Raw genomic sequence first — 25,710 nt, 5'->3', positions numbered from 1 at the left:
GGATCTTGCAGGCCGGCGCGGCGGCCAGAGGCCAGAGCCGAATCGTTACGCGGATGCCACTGCTTTGTGGCGATAACAACACATGGGAGCGAGGATGTTGGGCACGTTGATCGTCGGACTGCTGGTCGGCCTGAGCGCGCGGCAGATGCATCCGGCCGGCAGGGTGGTTTCCCTGCCAGCCGCGGTGGTGCTTGGCATGGCGGGCGCCGCGGCGGCTTTCTACGGCGGGCGCGCGCTCCACTTGTTTATCGACGGCCAGCTCAGCGGCTGGCTCGCGGCGATCGTCGGCGCCGCGCTGCTGGTCGGCGTGTGGGGCGCGTTGCGGCCCCGCCACGGATAACTTCAGAACTGACGATCGCGCAGGAATCGGCAGCCGCGTTTGATGGTGGTCAAGCGCGCGCGGCCAGGAACCGCCGCAGGATGCCATCCGAATAGTGGCTGGCGACCTGCTTCAGAAATGCAGGGAAATCCACATGCGCACTGTCGTCGGCGCGGTCGGAGATAGTCCGCATGACCGCGTAGCGCACGCCGTATTCATGGCAGACCTGCGCGACGGCGGCCCCTTCCATTTCCACGGCCATCAGTCCCGGCAGGCGTTCGCGCAGTTCCGCGACGGCCACGGCCGAGTTGATGAACTGGTCGCCACTGGCGACGAGCCCAAGCTGCAGCGCCGGCGTGCCGATGCCGAAGTGTTCGCGCACCCCTTGCGGCACATCGGTCGGCAGGTCGTCGCGCAGGAACCGGTCGGCCGCCGCGCGCAGCGCTTCGGTCAGGGTGGGATCGGCGGGAAAGCGCACGCAGTCCAGCAGCGGTATTTCATGGCGCGGGAACAGCGGACGCGCGTCCATGTCGTGCTGCATGGTTTCGCTGGCGATCACGATATCGCCGACGCGCACGCCGTCGCCGACGCCGCCGGCCAGGCCGGTAAAGACGACCTCCTGCACGCCGAATTCGCGGATCAGCGTGGCCGTGGTCGCGGCTGCGGCGACCTTGCCGACGCGGGCAAGCACGAGCACGCACGGCTGTCCGTGCAGATGGCCCACGTGATAATCGCGCATGCCGATGCGGTGGATGGCCGCGCGGGCGTCTTCATGGCGCATGGCAGCGACCAGGCTGTCGACTTCGTCATGCAGGGCGGCGAGGATGCCGAGGGTCATGGGGGGGCGTGCTGGAAGCGAAAAGCCAAAGCATACCGGCGCACGCCGGGCCCTCATAGGCCGCCTTGATCTTTCCACGTGCGGCGCTGGCTGCGCTTTGCTAGAGTCGATCCATTCCGACTCCGGGGCACGTGCATGACCATGACATCGACGCCGGCAACCGGCGATCGCCGCGCCATCCGCCAGGCCCTGGCGGATTGGCGCGCAGAGGGGCGGGTCGCGGCCGGCAGCGTGGCGCGCCCCTGGGCCGGCACTGAGCCCGAAGCGGCCGACTGGCACCGCTGGCTCGACCACGCGCTGCTTGCGCTCGGCACGGTATTGCTCTGTGCGGGCGTGATCGTCTTCGTCGCCTTCAACTGGCAGGACCTGCACAAGTTCGCGAAATTCGGCGTCCTGGCGGCGGCCATCAGCCTGCTGGCCGGGTTTGCGCTGGTCCGGCCGGGCGGCGACATGGCGGGCCGCGCGGCACTCGGCGGCGCGCAAGCGCTGGCCGGCGTGCTGCTCGCCGTGATCGGCCAGACCTACCAGACCGGGGCCGACGCCTGGCAGCTCTTCGCGCTGTGGGCCCTGCTGGCGGTGCCATGGGCGCTGGCGGCGCGCGTGGCGCCGCACTGGTGGCTCGTGATCGTGATCGGCAATGTAGCGCTGCTGCGCTACCTCAGCGTACGGCTCGGCGTTGGCGGCATGTTCGAGCTGCTGTTCGATGCCCGCCACGCGCGCACCACGACGCTGCTCTTGCTTGGCGCCGTGCTGTTTCAGCTTGCACTGTGGGCCTGGCTTTGCGCGCATGCCGCCGCATTCGGCTTCCGCGGCCAGACTGGCGCACGCATCCTGGCCGCGATGGCCTGCTTCCACGCGGGTTTCGTGGGCCTGTCCGCGCTATTTGCGAACCGGCCCGACTTGTCGGCGTTCGGACTGGCGGCGCTGGCGCTGCTCGCCTTGGGCTGGTGGTTCCGGCAGCGCGCCTTCGACATCGTGGTGCTGAGCCTGGCGAGCCTGACTGGCATCGTCCTCGTCGTAGCCGCAGTCGGTCGCCTGCTGCTGGAAGGCAAGGCCGATTTCGGCGCCTTCCTGCTGCTCGGGCTGCTTACCGTAGGCATGGCGGCTGGTGCGGCCGCGTGGCTGATGCAGGCTTACCGGGCACAAGCCGTGGAACTGTCATGACCGATACCGTTCAGACCGAACAAGCGCTGTGGCGCGAGCTGGCCTTGCGGCGCGAGGTGCAGGGCGAACTCATTGCGCGGGTACGCACGCCATGGGCGGTGCGCGCGCTGATGGGCGCAGCCGGATGGCTCGGCGCACTGTTCTTCCAGATGTTCTTCCTCGGCGCCGTATTCGTCGCGGTGCGCGAGAACGCCGCCGCTATCGCGCTGACCGGCCTAGCGATGATTGCGCTGGCGGCAGTGCTGTACGGGCGCAGCGGCACGGGGATCGCACTGGGACAGTTTGCGCTGGCAGTGAGCCTGAGCGGCCAGGGCATGGCAGTCTATGGCGTCGCCACGGTACTCGGCGGTGAGCGGCTGGTCGAGACCGCGCCTTTCTGGGTCGGGCTTGCCGTATTCGAAGCGCTGCTGTACGTGCTGATCCCGAACCGATTGCACCGCTTCCTAGCTGCGACAGGCGTGTGGATCGGCCTGGCAGTCGCTGTCCATCTTCTGCTGACGGACTCGGTGCGCCATGCGTGGCTGGCCATTCCATGGTCGCTGGGCTGGCTGGCGCCGGCCGCTTGCGCGCTCGCGGCGTGGTTCACTGTCGCCGAGCAGCGCCTGTGCGCTGCGGGCCGGCATGTCTGGCTGGAGCCCGCCATGGATGCCACGCTGTTATTCGCGCTGGGCGCGGCGCTGGTGGTGACGGGTGCCAGCCATCCATTGGCTTGGCTGGAGATTCCAGAAACCGTGCCGCTCTTTACCAGCGCGCGCTGGCTGGCAGGCGCGTTGGTCGGCGTGGTGCTGGTTGGCTTCGCGTGGATGGAATGCCAGCGGCTTGCCTTGTGTGGTCCGGCAACTGCCGTCGTGCTTGCCGGCACAGCGGCATTCGGCGTGCTGATGTCCGCAGCGCCCGCTGTCGGCGCCGGTGCGCTCGCGCTCGGACTGGCGCTGCGGCGCGCTTCGCTGCCATGGCTGGGCCTCGGCATCGCCGCCATTGCCATCGGCTTTATCTGGTACTACAGCTCGCTGCACTGGACGTTGCTGGCCAAGTCCGCCACGCTCGTTGCCGCGGGAATCGTGCTGCTCGGCCTGCGCCAATGGCTCATGCGTGGCGCGCTGGTAAAGGAGGTCGCATGAAACGATGGACCCTGATCGCCTGGGCACTCACGCTGGCGCTGGCCGCCGTGGGCATCTTCGGCAAGGAACGCGTGCTGGCACGTGGCGATACCGTCTACCTCAGGCTCGCCCCGGTCGATCCGCGATCGCTGATGCAAGGCGATTACATGGCGTTGAACTTTGCCATCGGTGCTGCCATCCGTGCTGCGCAACCAGAGGGGTTCGAGCGGCGCAACGGGGTCGCGGTCATACGGCTCGATGCGAAGCGGGAAGCTTCGTTCATCCGCCTGCATCGCGACGAGCCGGTGGCGGCGGATGAGCGGCTACTGCGCTTCCAGACAGTCGAATCGCGGTGGGGCGGCAGGCAGGTGCAGGTGTCGACGGATGCGTATTTCTTTCAGGAAGGGCAGGGCGCTCGCTTCGAGAAGGCGCGGTTTGGGGAATTCCGCGTCGATGGGAACGGGCAAGCGTTGTTGGTGGGGTTGAGAGGGGAGCGGATGGAAGAGCTGTAGATTCTCCCGATCCCGGAAAGCAAGAAAGCCCGCGATTGCGGGCTTTCTCGACTGGGGCGGGATGCAGATCAGACGTTGAACAAGAAATTCAACACATCCCCATCCTTCACCACATACTCCTTGCCTTCCGCCCGCATCTTGCCGGCTTCCTTCGCGCCAGTCTCGCCCTTGAAGGCGATGTAGTCGTCATAGGAAATCGTCTGCGCGCGGATGAAGCCGCGTTCGAAGTCGGTGTGGATGACGCCGGCAGCCTTCGGCGCCGTGTCGCCCACGTGGATGGTCCAGGCGCGAACTTCCTTCACGCCTGCCGTGAAGTAGGTCTGCAGGCCCAGCAGCTTGAAGCCGGCGCGGATCACGCGGTCCAGGCCAGGCTCTTCCATGCCGAGGTCGGCCAGGAATTCGGCCTTGTCGGCGTCGTCCAGGTCGGCGATCTCCGCTTCGATGGCGGCGCAGACGGCCACGACCGGGGAATTGGTCTGCTTGGCGTACTCGCGCACGGCGTCCAGGTGCGGGTTGTTCTCGAAACCGTCTTCACGCACGTTGGCGACATACATTGTCGGCTTGGCGGTGATCAGGCAGAACGGGCGGATCGCATCCCACTCTTCCGGCGCGAGGTCGAGCGTGCGCACGGCCTTGGCCTGGTCGAGCACGGCTTGTGCCTTTTCCAGCACGGCGACCAGACGCTGGGCTTCCTTGTCGCCGGCGCGGGCGGGCTTGATATAGCGGGCCAGCGCCTTCTCGACTGTGCCCAGGTCGGCCAGCGCCAGTTCGGTGTTGATCACTTCAATGTCCGACAGCGGATCGACCCGGCCGGCCACGTGGATCACGTTCTCGTCTTCGAAGCAGCGCACCACGTGGGTGATGGCGTCGCATTCCCGGATGTTGGCAAGGAACTGGTTGCCCAGGCCTTCCCCTTTGGAAGCGCCCGCCACCAGGCCGGCGATGTCGACAAACTCGACCGTGGCCGGCAGGATGCGCTCCGGTTTGACGATCTCGGCCAGCTTGGCGAGCCTCGGATCCGGCACTTCGACCACGCCCACATTGGGTTCGATGGTGCAGAACGGATAGTTTTCGGCGGCGATGCCGGCCTTGGTCAGGGCATTGAACAGCGTGGACTTGCCGACGTTCGGCAGGCCGACGATGCCGCATTGGAGGCTCATGGTGTCAGGCGGGAAATAGCAAAACCCATATTCTAGCGGATGGGGGCTCTCGGCCTTGCCCCGCCGCGCCATGAGCCGCCGGGGCCGCGCGGGTGAGGTGGCTATAATCCAGCCATGACCCGATCCAACGCGTCCATCCGCAATTCCTCAGCTTTCCAGATCGCCGTTGTCGGCGGCGGCATCGTGGGCAAGTCCTGCGCGCTGCTGCTGGCGCAGCAGGGCATGAGCGTGGCCCTGGCCGCGCCGCGTCCAACGCGCGGGCGCCCCCCGGCCGGGCCTGACGACTGGGATAGCCGTATCTATGCGTTTTCCGCGAGTTCGCAGGCGCTGCTCGCGCGCATGCGCGTGTGGGAGGCGCTCGATCCGTCCCGCATCCAGCCAGTGCGCGATATGCGCGTGTTCGGCGACGTGAGCGCCGCCGAGACCTCGCCGAGCCTCGATGGCGACCTGCATTTCTCGGCCTACGCCGCGGCCGTGCCGCAGCTCGCGTGGATCGTCGAGTCCGGGCTCGTGGAGCGCGCGCTCGATACCGCGCTCGGCTTCCAGCACCAGGTCCAGTGGCATGACGACACCGCCGCAAGCTTGGAGCGCGATGCCGATGGCGCCACCCTGACGCTTTCCGGTGGTACGAAGATCCGCGCGGCATGTGTGGTCGGGGCCGATGGCGCGCGCTCCTGGGTGCGCCAGCAGTGCCATATCGGCGTGACCACGCGGCGTTACCGCCAGCTTGGCGTGGTGGCGAACTTCGAATGCGAGCGGCCGCACCACGACACGGCTTGGCAGTGGTTCCTGGGCGCCCCGGAAAAGCTGATGGCCGACGAGGAGCCCGCCAACGGCGAGATCCTCGCCATGCTGCCGCTGCCGGGTTCGCGCGTGTCGATGGTGTGGTCGGCCGACGAGGCGCACGCGCATGACCTGCTCGCGCTGTCGCCAGAGGCACTGGCCAACACAGTAATGCAAGCTGCCTCCGGCGCAGTTGGCAGCCAGTTTGGCACGCTGCGGTGTATCACGCCGGCGCAGGGATTTCCGCTGGTGCTGCAGCGCGCGGAGCAGTTTGTGCAGCCGCATCTGGCGCTGGTGGGCGACGCCGCGCATGTGGTGCATCCGCTTGCGGGGCAGGGCATGAACCTGGGTTTGCGCGATGTTGCGGAACTCGGCAAGGTCATGGCCGCCAAAGAATCTTTCCGCAGCGAGGGCGACCTGCGCCTGCTGCGCCGCTATGAGCGCGCGCGCGCCACCGACTTGCTGTCGCTGACCGCCGCGACCGACGGCCTGCACCGCTTGTTCTCGCTGCCCGGCAGCGCGGCGCGCGTGGTGCGCAACACCGGCATCCGCACCGTAGGGCGGCAGTCGCTGCTCAAGCGCATCCTGATTGAACGGGCGCTCGGCTGACGCCGGGTGCCCGGACCTTGACTGAATACCTGGAGTCGATATGTTCCAACTCATGCGCCGCCACCCTGCCTGGACCACTGCCATTGCCGGCGGCCTGGCGGCCGCAGGCTTTGCCCTGCACGCCATGGCGGCGGGCGAACCGGGCACGGACCGCATCAAGGAATCCCTGCAGAAGATGCTGGGCGGCCGCGCCGAAGTGAAGAGCGTGACCAAGAGCCCGGTGCCGGGCCTGTTCGAGGTCAATGTCGGCGGGCAGGTGGTCTACACCGATGCCACCGGCCGCTACGTGATCAACGGCGAGATGATCGATACCAAGACCGGCACCAACCTGACGGAAGAGCGCCTGGCCGACATCAACCGCATCAAGTGGTCCGACCTGCCGCTCGCGCGCGCCATCAAATGGACCAAGGGAGACGGCAGCCGCCAGGTCGCCGTGTTCTCCGATCCGAACTGCGGCTACTGCAAGCGCATCGAGCAGACCTTCCAGCAGATGGACAACATCACGGTCTACACCTTCCTGTATCCGGTGCTGTCGCCCGATTCGGAAACCAAGGCGAAGCAGGTCTGGTGCTCCGCCGACCGCACCAAGGCGTGGCGCGACTGGATGCTGAACAAGGTCGCGCTGACCGGCAACGGCAACTGCAAGACGCCGCTCGACGACAACCTCGCACTCGGCCAGCGCATGAACATCACGGGCACGCCCGCGGTGTTCTTCATGGACGGCACGCGCATTCCGGGCGCGGCCGACGCCGGCACGCTCGAACGCAAGCTCGCCAGCATCAAGAAGTAAGGATCGGCCGGCAATGTCCCGGCCCGAGCAGGCGGCCGGCTCAGTCCGGCCGTTTTGCTTTGCGGACCATCCCCGCATCATCCCTTCGCAAGATCGCCCGGCAGGGCGGCACAGGAGACTTCCATGACGTTCCAGGCATTGCTGCTGACACAGGCCGACGGCGCGACCCAGGCCAACATCGCCACGCTGGATGAGAGCCAACTGCCCACTGAGGGCGACGTGCTGGTCGCGGTCGACTATTCGACGATCAACTTCAAGGACGGCCTGGCGATCACGGGGCGTTCGCCCGTGGTGCGCAAGTGGCCGATGGTGGCCGGCATCGATGGTGCCGGCACGGTGCTGGAGTCCGCGCACCCGCGCTGGAAGGCCGGCGACAAGGTGGTGCTGAACGGCTATGGCGTCGGCGAAACGCACTGGGGCTGCCTGGCGCAGCGTGCGCGCCTGAAGGGCGACTGGCTGGTGCGGCTGCCCGATGCCTTCACGACGCGCCAGGCCATGGCGATCGGCACGGCAGGCTATACGGCGATGCTATCGGTGCTCGGACTGGAGCGCGGCGGCGTCAATGGCCCCGTGCGTCCCGGCGATGGCGATGTGCTGGTCACTGGCGCATCGGGCGGCGTGGGCACGGTGGCGATCGCGATTCTCGGCAAGCTCGGCTATCGCGTGGTGGCGTCCACCGGCAAGCGCGATGAGGCGGATTTCCTCAAGGCGCTGGGCGCAGCGGAGGTCATCGACCGTGCCGAACTGTCGGCGCCGGGCAAGCCGCTGCAGAAGGAACGCTGGGCCGCCGTGATTGATGCGGTGGGTTCGCACACGCTCGTCAACGCGTGCGCGCAGGTGCGGTACGGCGGCGTAGTCACGGCATGCGGGCTCGCGCAGGGCATGGACTTCCCGGCTTCGGTCGCGCCGTTCATCCTGCGCAGCGTGACGCTGGCCGGTATCGACAGCGTGATGGCAGCCATGTCGCTGCGCGAACAGGCATGGGCGCGGCTGGCCACGGACCTCGAGCCGGATCGCCTCAACGCGATCACGCGCGAGATCGCACTGGGCGAAGCGGTCGAAGCCGGCCGCAGCATCGTCGAAGGCGGCCTGCGTGGGCGCACGGTGGTCAACGTCAACCGCAGCTGAGCGCGTTGGCAGCCTCGGCGGATCGCGCCGAATGACGAACGATACAATCATGCCCATGACGCCGATCCGCTATGCCATCGCTCCGCTTCAACCCGAAGCGCATCTCTTCGCCGTCACCGTCACGGTGACTTCGCCCGATTCCGCCGGCCAGCGCTTTTTCCTGCCGGCCTGGATTCCGGGCAGCTACATGATTCGCGACTTCGCCCGCCATATCGTGCGCATCCGCGCCGATGCGGGGGGCAAAGCCGTGGCGCTGACCAAGCTCGACAAGCAGAGCTGGCAGGCCGCGCCGGTCGATGTTTCCGCCGGTCCGCTCACGCTGAGCTACGAGGTCTACGCGTGGGATCTGTCGGTGCGCGCCGCGCATCTCGATACGACCCACGGCTTCTTCAACGGCAGTTCGGTCTTCCTGTGCGTGGACGGACAGGAAGATCAGCCGTGCACCGTGGACATCCACGCGCCCGCCGGCGAGACCTACCGCAACTGGCGCGTTGCCACGGCGATGCGTGAAGCCTCGGGCCGTGAAGGCGCAAAGCGCTATGGCTTCGGCCGTTACCAGGTCGCTGACTACGACGAACTGGTCGACCATCCGGTCGAAATGGGCGATTTCCTGATGGCGACGTTCCGCGCATGCGGCGCCCAGCACGACGTGGTCTTCACGGGTCGCGTGCCGCAGCTCGACATCGATCGCGTTTGCCGCGACCTCAAGCGAATCTGCGAAGCGCAGATCCGCCTGTTCGAACCGCGCAGCGCGCGCGCGCCGTTCCTCGACAGCAACCGCCGCTACGTCTTCATGACGATGGTCACCACCGACGGCTACGGTGGCCTCGAGCATCGCGCCAGCACCGCGCTGATGTGCGCGCGTTCGGACCTGCCTGTGCTCGGCGACAGCGAGACCAGCGAGGGCTATCGCACGTTCCTGGGCCTGTGCAGCCACGAGTATTTCCATACCTGGAACGTCAAGCGCATCAAGCCCGCGGCGTTCGTGCCATACCGGCTGCAGGAAGAAACCTACACGCCGCTGCTGTGGCTGTTCGAGGGTTTCACGAGCTACTACGACGACCTCGTGCTGGTGCGCTCGGGCTGCGTGACCGACACGCAGTATGTCGAGATGCTGGCCAAGACCTGGAATGGCGTGCTGCGCGGCAACGGCCGCACCAAGCAGAGCGTGGCCGAAAGCTCGTTCGATGCGTGGACCAAGTACTACCGCCAGGACGAAAACGCGCCCAATGCCATCGTGAGCTACTACACCAAGGGGTCGCTGGTAGCGCTGGCGCTGGACCTGACCATCCGCGACAAGACCGCCGGCCGGCGTTCGCTCGACGACGTCATGCGCGCGCTGTGGCAGCGCTACGGGCGTGACTTCTATGCGCCGGACGCCGTGCAGCGTGGCGTGACTGAAGCCGAAGTCCATGCGCTGTTCGACGAGATCACGGGCCTGCGCCTCGGCGCGTTGCTGCGTTCGCTGACCGAAGGCACCGGCGAACTGCCGCTGGCGCCGCTGTTCAAGCGCTTCGGCGTCAAGGCCGAGGCACAGAAGCCGGCCCGCACGGCGGCGCTCGGCATCAAGACCAAGACTGACGACGGCTGGGTGCGCGTGACGCAGGTGCTCGACGGCGGCGCCGCGCAGGCCGGCGGCATCTCCGCGGGCGACTTGCTTGCCGCCGTGGATGGCTTGCGCGTTGCGCCGGGGCAGCTCGACAAGCTGCTCGGACGCTACCGCGCCGGCGACCCGGTCACGCTGCACGTATTCCGTCGCGATGAACTGCAGGTGTTGCCGATCACGCTGGCACGCGAACCGGCGGCGCAGTTCAAGCTGACCTTGGAGAGCGGGAAACACGCTTCGCGCACGCGCTGGCTGGGACGCTGAAGCGTCTCCATTCCCGCCCGCATCTCCCCCCAGCCTGACCTAGCCACGCGTCCATGCAATACGCGCACGATCCCCGCACCTTCGTTTATTCGCACTATGTCTACCGTGGCCTGCGCTCGGCCACGGGGGTGATCGGCGCCACGCTGATCGCGCTGCAGTTCGCCGACCTGCCCACGGCGATGGTGATCTCGATGGGCGCGCTGTGCACCAGCCTGATGGACCTGCCCAGCCCCGTGAACCACAAGTTCAACGAGATGCTGGCCAGCGTGCTGCTTTGCGGTGCCGTCACGCTGGTGGTGGCGCTGGCAACGCCATTCCCACGTGTGATGCCATTCGTGCTCGTGCTGGTCACGTTCATGGCCGGCATGATGTCGGTGTACGGCAACAAGACGCTGCCGCTGCAGTTCTCCACGCTGTTCGTGATGACGCTGACCATCAACGAGGACTTCGTGGTGCGCCGCGCGCTCGAGCACACGGCGTTGTTTATCCTCGGCGCCGTGGCGTATCTGGCCTATGCGATGCTCGTAAGCTGGATCACCGAGCGCCGCACCAAGCAGCAGATCCTCGCGGAATCGCTGTACGAGATGGCCCGCTATCTCGAGGTCAAGGCCGCCTTCTACGACGCCGGCAATGATTACGAGGCGCAGTTCAACCGGCTCGTTCGGCAGCAGATCATCGTGGCCGAGCGCCAGCAGGCCGCGCGAGATCTGGTGCTGCGCGGCAACCGTACGCCGCATGACGGGCTGCTGGTGCAGGTCCACCTGCGCATGCTCGACCTGTACGAGTACATCCTGTCGACCAACACTGACTATCCGCTGCTGCGGCAAACCTTTGGCAGCACGCCGGTGCTCGACCACCTGCATCGGCTGGTGATGCTGATGTGCAAGGACGTCGAGGAGATTGCCTACGAAGTCACGCGCGGGCGGCCGTCCTACGCCGCCGTCGACTACCGCGACGACCTGCGCGCGGTGGAGCGCGAGATCGCCCAGCTTCGCCACCACCACATTTCGCCTGCGGCGATGACGGCGCTGTGCGAGACGCTGGACATGATTCGCGGCGCCATCACGCTGATCGGGCAGCTGCACGAGGCCTCGCGTACGCCTGTCGAGCCGGCCAAGGTCCTGCCGGGCGCCGACATGACCCCGTTCCTGACGCGCCAGAAATACGAGCTTGGCGTGCTGCGCGACAACCTCAAGTGGCGTGCGCCGGCGTTCCGCTTCGCGATTCGCATCTCGATGGCGGTGGCCCTGGGGCTGTGGATCGCGGACCACCTGCCATACGCCTCGCACGGGTACTGGATCCTGCTGACCATCATCGTCATCCTGAAGCCGAACTTCAGCATGACCAAGCAGCGCTACAACGACCGCGTGATCGGCACACTGATCGGCTGCATCATTTCCGTGGGCATCCTGAAGGTGTTTGACGAACCGCTCGTGCTGCTCGGCTTCCTGTTCCTGGCACTTGTCGCGAGCGCGGCGTTCTCGACGATCAAGTACCGCTACACGGCGATCGCGGCCTGCGTGCAGGTGCTTATCCAGATCAACCTGCTGATGCCGAACACGCAAAATGCGGCGGGCGAACGACTGGTCGATACGGTGATCGGCGGCATCATCGCGTCGTTGTTCAGCTTCGTGCTGCCGAGCTGGGAATACCGCGCGATCCCGAAACTCGTGGAAGGCGTGTTGCAAGCCAACCGCCGCTACATCACGGCCACGCGCGACCTGCTGCTGCGCCGGGCCAAGGATGATTTCGCCTACCGCGTGCAGCGCAAGCAGTTCATGGATGCGCTGTCGGCACTGATCGGCTCGTTCCAGCGCATGCTCGACGAGCCCAAGAGCCGGCACCGCGCGGTGGACAACCTGAACCGCTTCATCGTGCAGAACTACCTGGTGGCGGCGCACGTGGCGGCGGCTCGGATCCAGGTGCGCCAGCATTACACCGAGCTTGATATTCCTGCGGCCGAAGCGGCGATCGAACAGGCGACCGATGCGGCGAATCGCAGCCTGCAGCTCGCGATCGAGCGATTGGCTGCGGACGACCGCTCTGGTAGCCGCGGCGCGGGTTTTATCCGCCCAAGCGAGCAGGTGGCCATTGTCAGCGGTCCTTCGCTGGAAGGGCCGCCGCCCGAACATGCCGATGACAGGCGTGCGCGGCTAGCCGATTCGGCCGACCGGCGCCGCGCCGATGAACTTGCGCATGCGGCGGCGGCAGGGGAATCCGTTCAAGAGCCTGGCCCCACGGCAAGTTCGACCGGCCGGCCCGCCAATGCGGTGCTCGAACGACGGTTGCGCGCGCTGCGTGAGGATGCGGCAAAGATCGCGCTGCGCACCGGCGCGATAGGAAGGGCGATGCGGACGCGGGATTGAGCGAAGGCGCGGACTGGCGCCCGCTTTACTGCGTGTCCCCGGACTCCGCCTGTTCTTCCCTCGGCAACGTCAACATCCCGCTGTTATAGCTGTACTCATACACCTCTCCGTACCGCCCCCAGTCCACCGCCACCGACAACACGCGCTCCGCTTCCTCGGGCTTGAGGAACGCCTCCAGCTCGCGCAGCACCTGTTCCTCGCCGATTTCGCCGTCCTCCGACGCGTCCAGTTCGCGCCGGATATGCGTGGCGAGTGCGACGTGGGCAAGCAACTGCCTGCCGAACATTTCCTTGCGCACGGTCGGCTCGGCCGCGTAATAGCGGCGGCCGGCCTCGGTGACCGTGATGTCGCCGCGTTCGATATGCGCGAGCTGCAGCAGCTGGAGCGCTTCGCACGCGGGCAGCAGGTCGTCGTCGGTGAGGCCGGCTTCGTCGGCCAGGTGCGGCAGATCCGCGCGGCCATGGAACGGCGGTTCGGACAGCAGATCCAGAATGGCATCCATCTGGCTGATGTCGACCTCGGGCAGCCGGTAGCCGATCTGGCGGGAAGGCGCCAGCGCCGGCGCGCGCGGCTCGGCCGCCGCGGGCGAGGTCATCAGCGTGTAGACCTCGTCGATCAGCGCGCGCACCTGCGCATCGTCGCGGTTGCGCGGCCGCGGAAACGGCACGCGCACTTCGGCGCGGATGCGCCCCGGATCGCTCGACAGGATGACGATGCGATCGGCCATCATCACCGCTTCCTCGATATTGTGCGAAACGATCAGGATGCACTTGATGTTGGCGCGGCCGCTTTCCCACAGGTCGAGCATCTCGTCGCGCAGTGTCTCGCCGGTCAGCACGTCGAGCGCGGAGAACGCCTCGTCCATCAGCAGCAGGTCGGGCTGCGTCACGAGCGCGCGCGCAATGCCCACGCGCTGGCGCATACCGCCGGACAGCTCGCGCGGCAATGCGCTGTTGAAGCCGGATAGCCCGATCATGTCGATCGCCGCTTCGGCGCGGCGCGCGCGCTCGGTCTTGGCGACGCCCTGGGCTTCAAGTCCCAGCTCGACGTTCTGCTGCACCGTCAGCCACGGAAACAGCGCGAACGACTGGAACACCATGGCGATGCCTTCGGCCGTGCCGTTGAGACGGTTGCCGCGGAACTGCACATCGCCGCGGTCGGCGCCGACGAGGCCGGCCATGATGCGCAGCAACGTCGACTTGCCCGAGCCTGACTTCCCGAGCATGGCCACGATCTCGCCTTCGCGCAGCGTCAGGTCGACGCCTTCGAGCACGGCGCGGTCGCTCTTGTTAGCCGTGCGGAAGATCTTCGATACACCGCGCAGTTCGATCACGGCCGGCGCCATGACGGCGTGGTTCAGGTTTTCTGCCATCGTTACCTTACAAGCGGGTGCGCTCCTGCGCGAGTTGATACAGGCGGTTCCACAGCAGCCGGTTGAAGCCGACTACGAACAGCGCCATGACGCCGATGCCGAGCGCAATGCGCGGGAAATCGCCGCGTGCGGTCGTCTCGGCGATATAGCTGCCAAGGCCCGTCGCCACCAGCGTGCGGTCGCCCCACGTCACGTATTCGGCCACGATGCTGGCATTCCACGAACCGCCCGCGGCCGTCACCAGCCCGGTCAGCAGGCTCGGGAACACCGCGGGAATGAGGAAACGCTTCCACAGCAGCCAGCCGCGCAGGCCGAAATTGCGGGCGGCCAGCTTCAGCTCGGTCGGAATGCCCGAGGCGCCAGCCACCACATTGAACAGGATGTACCACTGCGTGCCAAAGATCAGCAACGGGCTCAGCCAGATTTCCGGGTTCAGGCCGAAGCGCACAATCAGCATGACGACCAGCGGGAACATCAGGTTCGCCGGGAAGGCCGCCAGGAACTGCGCCACGGGCTGGGCGATGCGCGCCACCGACGGATTCAGGCCGATGCGGATGCCGATCGGCACCCAGATCACCGCGGCCAGCGCGATCAGCACGATCACGCGCACCATCGTCAGCGTGCCGAGCCACAGCACATGGCCGACTTCGAGCCAGCCGACTTCGCTGTGCACGAAGTACATCACGCGGCTCAGCGCGGCCAGCGCCACGAGCAGGATGACCGCGTTACCGGCGCGCTCGCGCCATTGCACGCGGCGCGGATCGGGCTCGGCCGTCGCAGGCGCCTGGCGTCGTGCGCCCCAGGCGAGCGTGCGTTCAGCCAGCGCCGCAGTGCGCGCGAGCAGCGCCCGTACCCATTCCGAGCGGCGCAGCAGGTCGAGCAGCCACGACTCGGGCTCGTTGTCCTGCGACAGCGTCTCGAAGCGGAAGCGGTCGGCCCACGCGACCAGCGGGCGGAACAGCAGCTGGTCATACACCAGGATGCCAACCAGCATGGCCAGGATGGCCCAGCCGATCGCAGCCAGGTTCTGCTGCTGGATGGCCAGCGCGATATAGGAGCCGATGCCCGGCAGCCGGATGTCCTGGCCCGACACCGAAATGGCCTCCGACGCGACCACGAAGAACCAGCCGCCCGACATCGACATCATCATGTTCCACAGCAGCCCGGGCATGGCGAACGGCACTTCGAGGCGCCAGAAGCGCTGCCATGGCGACAGCCGGAACATGGCCGCCGCCTCGATCAGGTCGCCCGGAATCGTGCGGAACGACTGGTACAGGCTGAACGCCATGTTCCAGGCCTGCGAGGTGAAGATCGCGAAGATCGCCGCGCATTCCACGCCGATCAGGTTGCCCGGGAACAGCGCGATAAAGCCGGTCACGGTGATCGACAGGAAGCCAAGCACCGGGATCGACTGCAGGATATCCAGCGCGGGCACCAGCACCTTTTCGGCCGTGCGGTTTTTTGACGCGAGCGCCGCGAACGCGAGCGAGAACACCAGCGATGCCGCCAGCGCCGCGAGCATGCGAATGCTCGTACGCATCAGGTAATAGGGCAGGTAGGCGATGTCCAGGTGCACGGTCATCGGCTCGCCGGGCACGAACGGCACGTTCATCTGCTGTGCCGCGAACGCCACCATGACGATGATCGCGAGGATGATCGGCAGCAGCGCGAAATCGAAGCGATTGGGCGGGGCGGTCAGCAACTGGCTGTCATAGCCGGGTGCTGGCGTGGCCGGATTGTCGTTGGCTGGGGGCTGAATCATGGCGCTTGGTGGACTGGGCGACCAGCTTGCGGATGCTGGTGGCGAACGGGCGGCCTGTGGATCAGGCCCGACAGGCGGTGTGGGTGCCGCCGGCATCACGCCTTCTGGCGCGCATTCTCTGGTAACGCCTGGGACAGCCGACTAGTTTACGTCTTGTGGGTGACGTGTCGATGTATCGTCGCTGTCGACATGCCGCAAAAGGAGCTTGCCATGGAAACCTGGCACATGACCGCGCATGGGCGCGTGCAGGGAGTGGGCTACCGCGCGGGCTGCGCGCAGGCGGCCATTGCGCTAGGGGTAAGAGGCTGGGTGCGCAACCGGGCCGACGGCACGGTCGAGGTCATGGCTAGCGGTACGATCCAGCAGCTGGAGGCGCTGCGCAACTGGATGCAGGCCGGGCCGCCGGCCGCGCATGTCGCGCGTGTGGATGTCGAGCCGGGCCAGGGGAAGTTCGAGGATTTCGATTTGCGGCCGACGTTGTAGCTGACGTTGCCGTCAGACAGCGCTGGCGAGATCAAAGATCAGGCCGCCAGCCAGTCAATGGGCGTCCGGCCATGCGCTTCCAGCCACCGGTTAGCCGCGCGGAAATGCCCGCAGCCAAGGAACCCGCGATGCGCCGACAACGGCGACGGATGCGGGGCCTCAAGCACGCAATGGCTGTCCGTCAGCAACGGCTTCTTGGCCTGTGCATGGCTGCCCCACAGCAGGAACACCAGATTGGGATGGCTTGCGGCCAGCGCGTGGATCACGCAGTCGGTCACGGCCTCCCAGCCGCGGCGCGCGTGGCTGGCAGCCTGGCCTTGTTCCACCGTCAGCACCGTGTTTAGCAGCAGCACGCCCTGGCGCGCCCAGCCTTCCAGGTTGCCGGACGTGCGCGGCGCCGGGCTGTCGCCGTATTCGGCCGCGATTTCCTTGAAGATGTTGCGCAGGCTCGGCGGGACCTTGATGCCGTCCGGCACCGAGAACGCCAGGCCATGCGCCTGCGGCAGTTCCATGCCGCCGACGACGCCGGTGCCGTGGTATGGGTCCTGGCCGAGGATCACGACCTTGACCGCGTCCGGGGGCGTCAGGTGCAGCGCGTGGAAGACGTGATGCGGGAAGACCGGCTTGCCGGCGGCGCGCTCGCCATCGACGAAAGTAGACAATTCCTGCCAGGCGGGCGCCGTCAGACACGGCGCGAGCAAGGCACGCCACGCGGCGGGCAGGGCGTCGGCTTGTGCTTGCAGCCCGGCGGCTGCGGACGACGGTGGGGCGGTGTCAGTCTCGGGAGCAAAAAGATCGGCTTGCATGCGTACGGATTGGCGCGGGATGGCAGGGAAGGAGGGTTCAGGCGTTGTCGACACCGGCGAGCCGGTAGCCGCGCGCGGCCTTGCTGAGATCGGACGGCGTCAGCGGCGCGACAGCCTGCAGCCGCGCACCGAGTCCATGCAGAACATCGGCGGCCCGGCTCTCATCGCCCGACAGCCATTCCAGCTCCAGTTCCTGGATGCGTTCCTGCGCCTGCGTGGCCGGTGCCGTGATGGTGCCGCAGTCGAGCCCCGCTTCGATGCGTGCGCCGTCGTGCTGCAAGATCCACAGTCGGCGGACAAAGTCGGTGCGGAACACCGGGGCAAGGCGGTCAGCCAGCGGCGCCAGCAAGGCCCGCGCTTCGTCGGGCAGCTTTTGCAGCTCGATCGCCTCGCCGCCCACCTCGGTTTCCCACTCGTGCCGGCTCGCCAGGCCGCCCTGACTCTGCCCCGCGGTCTTCAGCGTCTGCAGCCACTGCGCGCCTTTGCGGCGCAGGCGCAGCGCGGCGCGCGCGCGGGCGAGATCGCGTTCTGGCGTATCGAGGTAGACATTGAGCAGCGTGACTTCGCCCTTCGATTCGCCGTTGGCGTCGAGCCACGCAGCAAGCTGCGCCAGCGCATCGTCGGGAACGGCGAGCTTCAGCTCGATTTCCTGCGCCATCGGCTTACGCGAACAACCGCGCCAGTTCCACGCCGGGGTCCTTCGCGCGCATGAACGCTTCGCCGACCAGGAACGCGTGCACATCGGCATCGCGCATGCGTTTCACGTCGTTCGGGCCCAGGATGCCGGATTCCGTCACCACGAGCCGGTCGGCCGGCATGCTCGGCAGCAGGTCCAGCGTGTTGTCGAGCGAGACTTCGAACGTGCGCAGGTTGCGGTTGTTGACGCCCAGCAGCGGCGTCTTCAAGCGCAGTGCGCTGTCGAGTTCGTCGGCGCCGTGGACTTCCACGAGCACGTCCATGCCCAGCTCGTGCGCGCACGCTTCCAGGTCGGCCATCAGGCCAGGGTCGAGCGCGGCGACGATCAGCAGGATGCAGTCCGCGCCCCAGCTGCGCGCTTCATAGACCTGGTACAGGTCGACCATGAAGTCCTTGCGCAGCGCGGGCAGCGGGCAGGCGCCACGCGCGCGCTTCAGGTAGTCGGCGTGGCCCTGGAAGAAATTCACGTCGGTCAGCACCGACAGGCAGGCCGCACCGTGGCTCGCGTAGCTTTCGGCGATGGCCTCGGGCACGAAGTTCTCGCGCAGCACGCCCTTGGACGGCGATGCCTTCTTGACTTCGGCGATCACGCCGGCGTGGCCGGCGGCAATCTTGTCGCGCAGCGAACGTTCGAAGCCGCGCGGTGCGAAGCCCGCTTCATTGCGCAGGCTCTCGGCCTCGGCGCGCAGGCTCGGCAGGTCGCGCTTCTTGCGCGCGGCGGAGACTTCGTCGGCCTTGACGGCCAGGATCTTGTCGAGGATGTCGGACATGGTTGCCTTACTTGAATTGCTGCGTGGCGCGCACGAAGTGGTCGAGCTTCTCGCGTGCGGCGCCGCTCGCGATGGCTTCGCGCGCGCGGCGGATGCCATCTTCGATCGAATCGGCGACATTGGCGGCGTACAGCGCGGTGCCCGCATTGAGCGAGACGATCTCGCGCGGCGTGCCGGGCACGTTGCCGAGCGCTTCGAGCAGCATCGCCTTCGACTCGACCGCATCGGCAACCTTCAGGCCGCGGTTGGAAATCATCGACAGGCCGAAGTCTTCCGGATGGATTTCGTACTCGCGCACTTCACCGTCCTTCAGTTCGCCGACCAGCGTCGCGGCGCCGAGCGACACCTCGTCCATGCCGTCCTTGCCGTACACGACCAGCGCGTGCTTCGCGCCGAGGCGCTGCATCACGCGCACCTGGATGCCGACGAGATCCGGGTGGAACACGCCCATCAGGATGTTTGGCGCATCGGCCGGATTGGTCAGCGGGCCGAGGATATTGAAGATCGTGCGTACGCCCATTTCCTTGCGGATCGGCGCCACGTTCTTCATCGCCGGGTGGTGGGTCGGGGCGAACATGAAGCCGATGCCGGTCTGCGCGATGCACTGGCCGACCTGTTCTGGCGTCAGCATGATATTCACGCCCAGGGCTTCCAGCACGTCAGCGCTGCCCGACTTGGAGCTCACGCCGCGGTTGCCGTGCTTGGCGATCTTTGCGCCGGCAGCGGCGGCCACGAACATCGAGGCGGTCGAGATATTGAAGGTATGCGAGCCATCGCCGCCGGTGCCGACGATATCGACGAAGTTCTCGCGGTCCGTCACTTCGACCTTGTTGGCGAACTCGCGCATGACCTGCGCCGCGGCCGAGATCTCGCCGATGGTTTCCTTCTTCACGCGCAGGCCGGTCAGGATCGCGGCGGCCATTACCGGCGAGATCTGCGCCTGCATGATCTGGCGCATCAGATGCAACATCTCGTCGTGGAAGATCTCGCGATGTTCGATGCAGCGGGTCAGCGCTTCCTGGGCGGTGATGGTCATGGCGGTCTCGGTCGGTTGGGTGGCGTGCGGCGCGATGGGAATGGACGAAACGGACGGCGTGGCAGTGTCGAGCAGTCTCATCGCGTCGTCTTCAGGAAGTTGGCCAGCAGCGCATGGCCTTGTTCGGAAAGAATCGACTCGGGATGGAACTGCACGCCTTCGATGGCCAGCGTCTTGTGGCGTACGCCCATGATCTCGCCGTCAGGCGTCCAGGCGGTCACTTCCAGGCAGTCCGGCAGGGTTTCGCGCTCGATCGCCAGCGAATGATAGCGCGTCACGTCGAAGTGTTTGGGCAGGCCGGCAAACACGCCTTGCTGCGTGGTCTCGATGGTGCTGACCTTGCCGTGCATGACTTGCTTCGCGCGGATCACCTTGCCGCCGAACGCTTCGCCGATGGCCTGGTGGCCGAGGCACACGCCGAGCAGCGGCACCTTGCCGGCAAAGTGCTGCAGCGCGGCCACCGAGATGCCGGCTTCCTTCGGGCTGCACGGGCCCGGCGATACGCAGATATGGTCGGGCTTGAGCGCCTCGATTTCCTCGATCGTGATTTCGTCGTTGCGGTAGGTGCGCACGTCCTCGCCGAGTTCGCCGAAATACTGGACAAGGTTGTAGGTGAACGAATCGTAGTTGTCGATCATCAGCAGCATGGCCGTTTCTCCCTTATTCCCTGGTTCAGATGTCGGAGTCCAGGCCATCCTGGACCTGCTCGGCGGCGCGGATCACGGCGCGCGCCTTGGCTTCGGTTTCCCTCCATTCGGCTTCGGGGTCCGAGTCCGCAACGATGCCGGCCGCAGCCTGCACGTAGAGATTGCCGTCCTTGATGATGCCGGTGCGGATCGCAATCGCCAGGTCCATCTCGCCGCCGAACGACAGGTAGCCCACGGCGCCGCCGTAGATGCCGCGCTTGCGCGGCTCCAGTTCGTCGATGATCTCCATCGCGTGCACCTTGGGCGCGCCCGACAGCGTGCCGGCCGGGAAGGTGGCGCGCAGGACGTCGAGGTTGCTCATGCCCGGGCGCAGGGTGCCCTCGACCGAGCTGACGATGTGCTGCACGTGCGAGTACTTTTCGATCACCATCTTGTCGGTGACCTTGACCGAGCCGGTCTCGGCGATGCGGCCGATATCGTTGCGCGCCAGGTCGATCAGCATCACATGCTCGGCGATCTCCTTCGGGTCGTTGAGCAGTTCGGTGGCGAGCTGCGCGTCCTTCTCGGGCGTATTGCCGCGCGGACGCGTGCCGGCCAGCGGACGGATCGTGACGATGTGCTCGTCGCGCGAATCGCCATTGGTGCCGACCTTGCGCGATTCCTGGCGCACGAGGATTTCCGGCGAGGCCCCGACGATCTGGAAATCGCCGAAGTTGTAGAAGTACATGTACGGCGACGGGTTCAGCGAGCGCAGCGCACGGTACAGCGACAGCGGCGCGTCGCGGTACGGCTTCATCAGGCGCTGGCCGATTTGTACCTGCATCATGTCGCCGGCCATGATGTATTCCTTGGCCTTGTGCACGGCGGCCAGGTAATCGGCCTTGTCGAACTCGCGGTAGACGTCGGTCTGCACCGACGGGCTCGTTACCGGCACATCCACGGGCTGGCGCAGCTTCATGCGCAGCTCACGCAGGCGCTGGCGAGCGCGGGAATAGGCTTCCGGCGTGGTCGGGTCGGCGTAGACGATGAGGTAGAGCTTGCCGGACAAGTTGTCGATCACGGCCAGCTCTTCGCACAGCAGCAGCTGGATATCGGGCAGGCCGAGGTCGTCGGGCTTCTGCGTGTTGGCCAGCTTCTTCTCGATATAGCGCACCGCGTCATAGCCGAAATAGCCGGCCAGACCGCCGCAAAAGCGCGGCAGGCCCGGGCGCAGCGCGACTTTGAAGCGCTTCTCGAACTCGGCGATGAAATCAAGCGGGTTGCCTTCGTGGGTCTCGACCACCTTGCCGTCGGTGACAACTTCAGCACGGTTGCCGTAGGAGCGCAGCAGGGTGCGCGCATGCAGGCCGATAAACGAGTAGCGGCCGAAGCGTTCGCCGCCCACCACCGATTCCAGCAGGAAGGTATTGACGCCGCGCGTCTGCGACTGGGCCAGCTTCAGGTACAGCGACAGCGGCGTTTCCAGATCGGCGAAGGCCTCGGCGATCAGCGGGATGCGGTTGTAGCCCTGGTCGGCCAGCGATTTGAATTCCAGTTCGGTCATGTCGATCCTCGTTTGCGGCGCGGCGTGTTCTTGTTGGCGCGGCGCCGTGGTGTCGGCAATTAGGCGGGAGCAGGCGCAAGGCCGCTCCGGTTGCGGAACCGTGGTGCGGGAAGACTGCGGACAAGACCGCACACGGCCGGGGCGGCGTGTGGCGCGTTCTTGAGCTAAACGTAGCACATGCAGCTACGCTTGCTGGCGGGGAGTGAAGAGGGATCCTGGTAAGGATGCCGGCACCCTGGCCGGTGCTGGCGAGCCTTCGGTACGAAGGCCGCTCAGCGGACTCGCGAACGCACTTTACGCCTGTTGGGAGGCGCGCCAGCGACGCCAGGGCCAAGCCTGCCGATCACTGCCAGAAGAGATGCGTTTGCGGTTGAAGAACATTGAGGTGTTCAGGGGCTATGAAAGTCTGATTGCCAGCGAATTACCGCTTTCTCAGCAGGTTCCGTGTGCAGAAAGAAGCTCTGCCACGCGGGCAATGGAATCGACTATACCATCGGCGTCGACGGCTTGTACAGGGTTGCCATGGTTGTAGCCGTAGGGCATCAGCAGCACACCCATGCCGGCCGCGCGGGCCGCCTGCGCGTCGTTTTCCGAGTCGCCGATGGCCAGCATGGCCGACGGATCGAGGTGGAAAACCTCGGCCACCTTGAGCAGCGGATACGGGTCCGGCTTGCGCAGCGGAAACGCATCGCCACCGTAGACCAGCTCGAAATACTGCGCCAGCCCGGTCTTGGCCAGCAGCGGCTCGGTGAAGTTGTACGGCTTGTTGGTCACGCAGGCCATGCGCAGGCCGGCCGCCTTCAGCGCCGCCAGGCCTTCGCGCACGCCGGGGTAGATCTGCGAGAACTGGCCATTGATGCGGATGTACTCGCGGTCGTACAGCGCATAGGCCTGCGCGAACAGGCCGTTGGCGTGCAGTGGCGAGAACCGGGCGTCCAGCACGCGCCGGATCAGGTTCTCCGAACCCTTGCCGACGAAGCTCACGATCTCCTGCTCGGACATCGGCGCGACCGGCCCCAGGTTCGGGTGCAGGTGCGCGAGCGCCAGCAGCATCGCGTTGATCGACGCGTGGAAATCCCCGGCGGTGTCGACCATGGTGCCGTCCAGATCGACGATCACGCCTTCGATGCCGCGCCAGTCGGTGCGGCGCAGCGTCATGCCGGCGCTCACTGGCCGACCTTGGCCAGCTCGCCGCGCAGTGCGGAAATGATGCCGCGGTAGCCGCCGTCCGCATCGGGCTTGCCGAACACGGCCGAGCCCGCCACAAAGGTGTCGGCGCCCGCCGCCGCGATCTCGGCGATGTTGTCGACCTTCACGCCACCGTCCACTTCGAGAAGGATCTTGCGGCCCGTGCGCTCGGTGTAGGCGTCGATGCGCTGGCGCACCGCGCGCAGCTTGTTCAGCGTTTCCGGGATGAACGACTGGCCGCCGAAGCCCGGGTTCACCGACATCAGCAGGATCACGTCGAGGCGATCCATCACGTGGTCCAGGTGGTGCAGCGGCGTGGCCGGATTGAACACCAGGCCGGCCTGGCAGCCGTTGTCGCGGATCAGCGCAAGCGAGCGGTCCACGTGTTCGCTGGCTTCCGGGTGGAAGGTGATGATATTGGCACCCGCCTTGGCGAAGTCCGGGATGATGCGATCCACCGGGCGCACCATCAGGTGCACGTCGATCGGCGCGGTCACGTGCGGCCGGATCGCCTCGCAGACCAGCGGACCCACCGTCAGGTTCGGCACGTAGTGGTTGTCCATCACGTCGAAGTGGATCCAGTCGGCGCCAGCCTCGGTCACGCGGCGGACTTCCTCGCCCAGGCGGGCGAAATCGGCGGAGAGGATGGACGGGGCGATGCGGTAGGTGGGCGTGCTCATGGCGGCGGGCGGAATGGGGACAATTGGAGACTGGGCGGCGGCGGCACGGCGGGAATCCTGCCCCTTGCGGGGCGATCCGGGTTGGCCGGCCGGCGAATCGCGCGTATTTTACGCCTGTCCGCGCAACAGGGCCGGGGCCGGGGCTGCACTTGCCGCTGCCGGAGCCTTGCCGCACAATGCGCCTACCCTTGAGCCGGATCCCGCAGACCAGACAAATGAGCGAGTACGCCTTTTCCGTGGCGGTACGTACCCAGTACCTGCCCGACCAGTCAGACCCCGAGCGCGGGCGCCACGCCTTCGCCTACACCATCACGATCCACAATACAGGCGAGGTTGCGGCGCAGCTGATCTCGCGCCACTGGATCATCACCGACAGCGACAATGCGTCGCAGGAAGTCTCGGGCCTGGGCGTTGTCGGCCATCAGCCGCTGCTCAAGCCGGGCGAGCATTTCGAATACACGAGCTGGGCCACGATTTCGACGCCGGTCGGCTCGATGAAGGGCGAATATTTCTGCGTGGCCGAAGACGGGCACCGCTTCGAGGTGCCGATTCCCGAATTCGCGCTGGTACTGCCGCGCATGCTGCACTGAGCGGCCGCGGGCCGCGCGAGGAACCTACTGGCGCGGCCGGCTGTCCTGATCCTGCGCAGGCGCCTGAGTCTGGCGCGACGGATGATCGGTTGGCGCACGGGTAGGGCGCGGGTTCTTCTTGGCCGTACCCATAGTCCAGACCACGATGAAGATCAGCAGGAACAGTGCCACGCCGGCTTCGAGCGCGAACAGCAGCATCGGGTGGGCTTCAAGGAACTCGGACATGATCGGTATGGCGGGCGTCCTTCACAGGCGCCGGCAACGGTGAAGACTGACGCCGGGCATTGTAGGGCATCGCCCCCCGATGCATGCGCGGCGGCGCTGGACAATACGAACAGACAAGATGGCAATTCCGCATTCCCTTTCCACGTTTTCGCGATCCCATAGCCGCACCGGCGCGCCCTGGCGCGGGTGGCTGGCGCTGGCTGCCGGCGCCGCGCTGCTGGCCGGCTGCATGAGCGGGCCGCCGCCGCGCATCGAGACCGGCGGTGCGCCCGGCACGACGGCGCCAACGCCGGGTGCGCAGAAGGGGCGCCTGCAGGCCGCGAACTGGAACGAGATCAGCGGCTGGACGCAGGACGACATGCGCGCCGCGTGGCCCGCGCTGCAGGCTAGCTGCCAGGCGCTGAAGAAGCGCGCCGAATGGGGCCGCGCCTGTGCCGCTGGCCTGATGGTCGACGCCGGCGACCTCGGCGCCATGCGTGCCTACTTTGAATCCAACTTCCAGCCCTACCGCGTCATCAACGGCGACGGCACCGACAACGGGCTGATCACCGGCTACTACGAACCGATCCTGCACGGCTCGCGCACACGGCAGGGCCAGTATCAGGTTCCGCTGTACCGCAAGCCGCCGCAACTGGCCAACCGCGCGCTGCCGCCGCGCGCCGAACTGCTGCAGAGCCCGGCGATGCGTGGCAACGAGGTGGTATGGGTCGACGATGCCGTCGAGGCCGCCTTCCTGCAGATCCAGGGTTCGGGCCGTATCCGGCTCGCCAACGGCACCATGATGCGCGTGGGCTTTGGCGGCACCAATGACCAGCCGTTCCGCTCGTTTGGCAAGTGGCTGCTCGACCGCGGCGAGATCACGCCGGCGCAGGCGACCATGCAGGGCATCAAGGCATGGGCGCGCGCCAACCCCTCGCGCGTCGAGGAAATGCTCAACGTGAACCCGCGCTTCGTGTTCTTCAAGGAGCTGCCGCCGACCAATGACGGTCCGGTCGGTGCGCTCGGCGTGCCACTCACGGCGGAGCGCTCGATCGCGGTCGATCCGGCGACGATTCCGCTTGGCGTGCCTGTGTTCCTGTCGACCACGCGCCCGCTGTCGACCGAACCGATCGAGCGCCTGATGTTCGCGCAGGACACCGGCAGCGCCATCAAGGGCGGTGTGCGTGCGGACTTCTTCTGGGGCGCGGGCGATGCCGCGGGCGAGACGGCCGGCCGCATGAAGCAGGGCGGCCGGATGTGGGTGCTGATGCCGCGCAGCTGACGCGCCGCGCGG

25 protein-coding genes are annotated in these 25,710 nt (G+C 66.7%); 12 read left to right on the top strand and 13 right to left on the bottom strand.

Annotated elements, in window-relative coordinates:
* Positions 1-94 precede the first annotated feature (94 nt).
* Complete coding sequence (locus tag ACIGJG_RS15620) at positions 95-340, top strand: hypothetical protein (protein WP_011299187.1); 246 nt, start codon at positions 95-97, stop codon at positions 338-340.
* Positions 341-389: 49 nt separating this feature from the next.
* On the opposite strand, the gene ACIGJG_RS15615 is transcribed toward ACIGJG_RS15620, so the two are convergent.
* Positions 390-1,157, bottom strand: coding sequence for a 5'-methylthioadenosine/adenosylhomocysteine nucleosidase (locus ACIGJG_RS15615; RefSeq protein WP_483672516.1), 768 nt, complete (start codon positions 1,155-1,157; stop codon positions 390-392).
* Between the two features lie 135 nt (positions 1,158-1,292).
* On the opposite strand from ACIGJG_RS15615, the gene ACIGJG_RS15610 reads away from it, so the two are divergent.
* The 3 genes from ACIGJG_RS15610 to ACIGJG_RS15600 are packed head-to-tail and all read left to right on the top strand — an operon-like array spanning position 1,293 to position 3,933.
* A complete protein-coding gene (locus tag ACIGJG_RS15610) occupies positions 1,293-2,321 on the top strand; it encodes a DUF2157 domain-containing protein (RefSeq protein ID WP_483672515.1) in 1,029 nt (342 codons plus the stop codon).
* The gene (locus ACIGJG_RS15605; RefSeq protein WP_041679720.1) at positions 2,318-3,442 is read left to right on the top strand and encodes a DUF4401 domain-containing protein; all 1,125 of its coding nucleotides are present in this window, start codon (positions 2,318-2,320) and stop codon (positions 3,440-3,442) included. Before ACIGJG_RS15610 ends, ACIGJG_RS15605 begins: the two co-directional genes overlap by 4 nt.
* A complete protein-coding gene (locus tag ACIGJG_RS15600; RefSeq protein ID WP_011299183.1) occupies positions 3,439-3,933 on the top strand; it encodes a GDYXXLXY domain-containing protein in 495 nt (164 codons plus the stop codon). The genes ACIGJG_RS15605 and ACIGJG_RS15600 overlap by 4 nt, the downstream gene beginning before the upstream one ends.
* Positions 3,934-4,001: 68 nt before the next feature.
* Here ACIGJG_RS15600 and ychF read toward each other — a convergent pair whose 3' ends face one another.
* Positions 4,002-5,093, bottom strand: a complete 1,092-nt coding sequence (ychF, locus tag ACIGJG_RS15595; protein WP_041679719.1) for a redox-regulated ATPase YchF — start codon at positions 5,091-5,093, stop codon at positions 4,002-4,004.
* A 114-nt stretch (positions 5,094-5,207) separates the two neighbouring features.
* Between ychF and ACIGJG_RS15590 the strand changes: the two genes are divergently transcribed.
* The 5 genes from ACIGJG_RS15590 (at position 5,208) to ACIGJG_RS15570 (ending at position 12,639) form a co-directional block, all read left to right on the top strand.
* A complete protein-coding gene (locus ACIGJG_RS15590) occupies positions 5,208-6,485 on the top strand; it encodes a UbiH/UbiF family hydroxylase (protein WP_140949680.1) in 1,278 nt (425 codons plus the stop codon).
* Between the two features lie 40 nt (positions 6,486-6,525).
* Positions 6,526-7,275, top strand: a complete 750-nt coding sequence (locus ACIGJG_RS15585; protein ID WP_011299180.1) for a DsbC family protein — start codon at positions 6,526-6,528, stop codon at positions 7,273-7,275.
* 123 nt (positions 7,276-7,398) lie between these two features.
* On the top strand, positions 7,399-8,403 hold the full coding sequence (gene acuI / locus ACIGJG_RS15580) for an acrylyl-CoA reductase (NADPH) (RefSeq protein WP_011299179.1): 1,005 nt from the start codon (positions 7,399-7,401) through the stop codon (positions 8,401-8,403).
* 55 nt (positions 8,404-8,458) lie between these two features.
* Positions 8,459-10,273, top strand: coding sequence for a M61 family metallopeptidase (locus tag ACIGJG_RS15575; protein WP_140949688.1), 1,815 nt, complete (start codon positions 8,459-8,461; stop codon positions 10,271-10,273).
* A 53-nt stretch (positions 10,274-10,326) separates the two neighbouring features.
* Complete coding sequence (locus ACIGJG_RS15570) at positions 10,327-12,639, top strand: FUSC family protein (protein ID WP_011299177.1); 2,313 nt, start codon at positions 10,327-10,329, stop codon at positions 12,637-12,639.
* Positions 12,640-12,664: 25 nt separating this feature from the next.
* On the opposite strand, the gene ACIGJG_RS15565 is transcribed toward ACIGJG_RS15570, so the two are convergent.
* Both ACIGJG_RS15565 and ACIGJG_RS15560 read right to left on the bottom strand, forming a co-directional pair.
* Positions 12,665-14,011, bottom strand: coding sequence for an ABC transporter ATP-binding protein (locus ACIGJG_RS15565; protein ID WP_483672514.1), 1,347 nt, complete (start codon positions 14,009-14,011; stop codon positions 12,665-12,667).
* A 7-nt stretch (positions 14,012-14,018) separates the two neighbouring features.
* Complete coding sequence (locus ACIGJG_RS15560) at positions 14,019-15,773, bottom strand: ABC transporter permease (RefSeq protein ID WP_011299175.1); 1,755 nt, start codon at positions 15,771-15,773, stop codon at positions 14,019-14,021.
* 210 nt (positions 15,774-15,983) lie between these two features.
* Between ACIGJG_RS15560 and ACIGJG_RS15555 the strand changes: the two genes are divergently transcribed.
* Positions 15,984-16,256 (top strand): acylphosphatase, encoded by a 273-nt coding sequence (locus ACIGJG_RS15555; protein ID WP_011299174.1) that lies wholly within the window; start codon positions 15,984-15,986, stop codon positions 16,254-16,256.
* 38 nt (positions 16,257-16,294) lie between these two features.
* Here the strand turns inward: ACIGJG_RS15555 and ACIGJG_RS15550 are convergent, their stop codons facing one another.
* The 8 genes from ACIGJG_RS15550 to rpe form a co-directional block, all read right to left on the bottom strand.
* A complete protein-coding gene (locus ACIGJG_RS15550) occupies positions 16,295-17,062 on the bottom strand; it encodes a uracil-DNA glycosylase (protein ID WP_011299173.1) in 768 nt (255 codons plus the stop codon).
* Between the two features lie 37 nt (positions 17,063-17,099).
* Positions 17,100-17,720 (bottom strand): CYTH domain-containing protein, encoded by a 621-nt coding sequence (locus ACIGJG_RS15545; RefSeq protein ID WP_011299172.1) that lies wholly within the window; start codon positions 17,718-17,720, stop codon positions 17,100-17,102.
* A gap of 4 nt (positions 17,721-17,724) precedes the next feature.
* Entirely contained in the window at positions 17,725-18,528 is an 804-nt protein-coding gene (gene trpC, locus ACIGJG_RS15540; RefSeq protein WP_011299171.1) for an indole-3-glycerol phosphate synthase TrpC, read from the bottom strand.
* A gap of 7 nt (positions 18,529-18,535) precedes the next feature.
* Complete coding sequence (gene trpD, locus ACIGJG_RS15535) at positions 18,536-19,564, bottom strand: anthranilate phosphoribosyltransferase (RefSeq protein ID WP_041680070.1); 1,029 nt, start codon at positions 19,562-19,564, stop codon at positions 18,536-18,538.
* A gap of 77 nt (positions 19,565-19,641) precedes the next feature.
* Positions 19,642-20,211, bottom strand: coding sequence for an aminodeoxychorismate/anthranilate synthase component II (locus tag ACIGJG_RS15530; RefSeq protein WP_041679717.1), 570 nt, complete (start codon positions 20,209-20,211; stop codon positions 19,642-19,644).
* 25 nt (positions 20,212-20,236) lie between these two features.
* Positions 20,237-21,754 (bottom strand): anthranilate synthase component I, encoded by a 1,518-nt coding sequence (gene trpE, locus ACIGJG_RS15525; RefSeq protein WP_011299168.1) that lies wholly within the window; start codon positions 21,752-21,754, stop codon positions 20,237-20,239.
* A gap of 432 nt (positions 21,755-22,186) precedes the next feature.
* The gene (locus ACIGJG_RS15520) at positions 22,187-22,912 is read right to left on the bottom strand and encodes a phosphoglycolate phosphatase (protein WP_011299167.1); all 726 of its coding nucleotides are present in this window, start codon (positions 22,910-22,912) and stop codon (positions 22,187-22,189) included.
* 8 nt (positions 22,913-22,920) lie between these two features.
* Positions 22,921-23,622, bottom strand: a complete 702-nt coding sequence (gene rpe / locus ACIGJG_RS15515; protein ID WP_011299166.1) for a ribulose-phosphate 3-epimerase — start codon at positions 23,620-23,622, stop codon at positions 22,921-22,923.
* A 215-nt stretch (positions 23,623-23,837) separates the two neighbouring features.
* On the opposite strand from rpe, the gene apaG reads away from it, so the two are divergent.
* Positions 23,838-24,212 carry a Co2+/Mg2+ efflux protein ApaG gene (gene apaG / locus ACIGJG_RS15510; RefSeq protein ID WP_041679716.1) on the top strand — a complete coding sequence of 125 codons (375 nt, stop codon included), beginning with the start codon at positions 23,838-23,840 and terminating at the stop codon, positions 24,210-24,212.
* A gap of 24 nt (positions 24,213-24,236) precedes the next feature.
* Here apaG and ACIGJG_RS15505 read toward each other — a convergent pair whose 3' ends face one another.
* Positions 24,237-24,437 carry a hypothetical protein gene (locus ACIGJG_RS15505; protein WP_011299164.1) on the bottom strand — a complete coding sequence of 67 codons (201 nt, stop codon included), beginning with the start codon at positions 24,435-24,437 and terminating at the stop codon, positions 24,237-24,239.
* Positions 24,438-24,555: 118 nt separating this feature from the next.
* On the opposite strand from ACIGJG_RS15505, the gene mltA reads away from it, so the two are divergent.
* Positions 24,556-25,698, top strand: coding sequence for a murein transglycosylase A (mltA, locus tag ACIGJG_RS15500; protein ID WP_041679715.1), 1,143 nt, complete (start codon positions 24,556-24,558; stop codon positions 25,696-25,698).
* Positions 25,699-25,710 lie beyond the last annotated feature (12 nt).

The organism is Cupriavidus sp. C1SS-2L, from assembly GCF_057073735.1.
The sequence above is the reverse complement of the archived record's forward strand: the minus strand, read 5'-3'. Positions and strand labels throughout refer to the sequence as shown.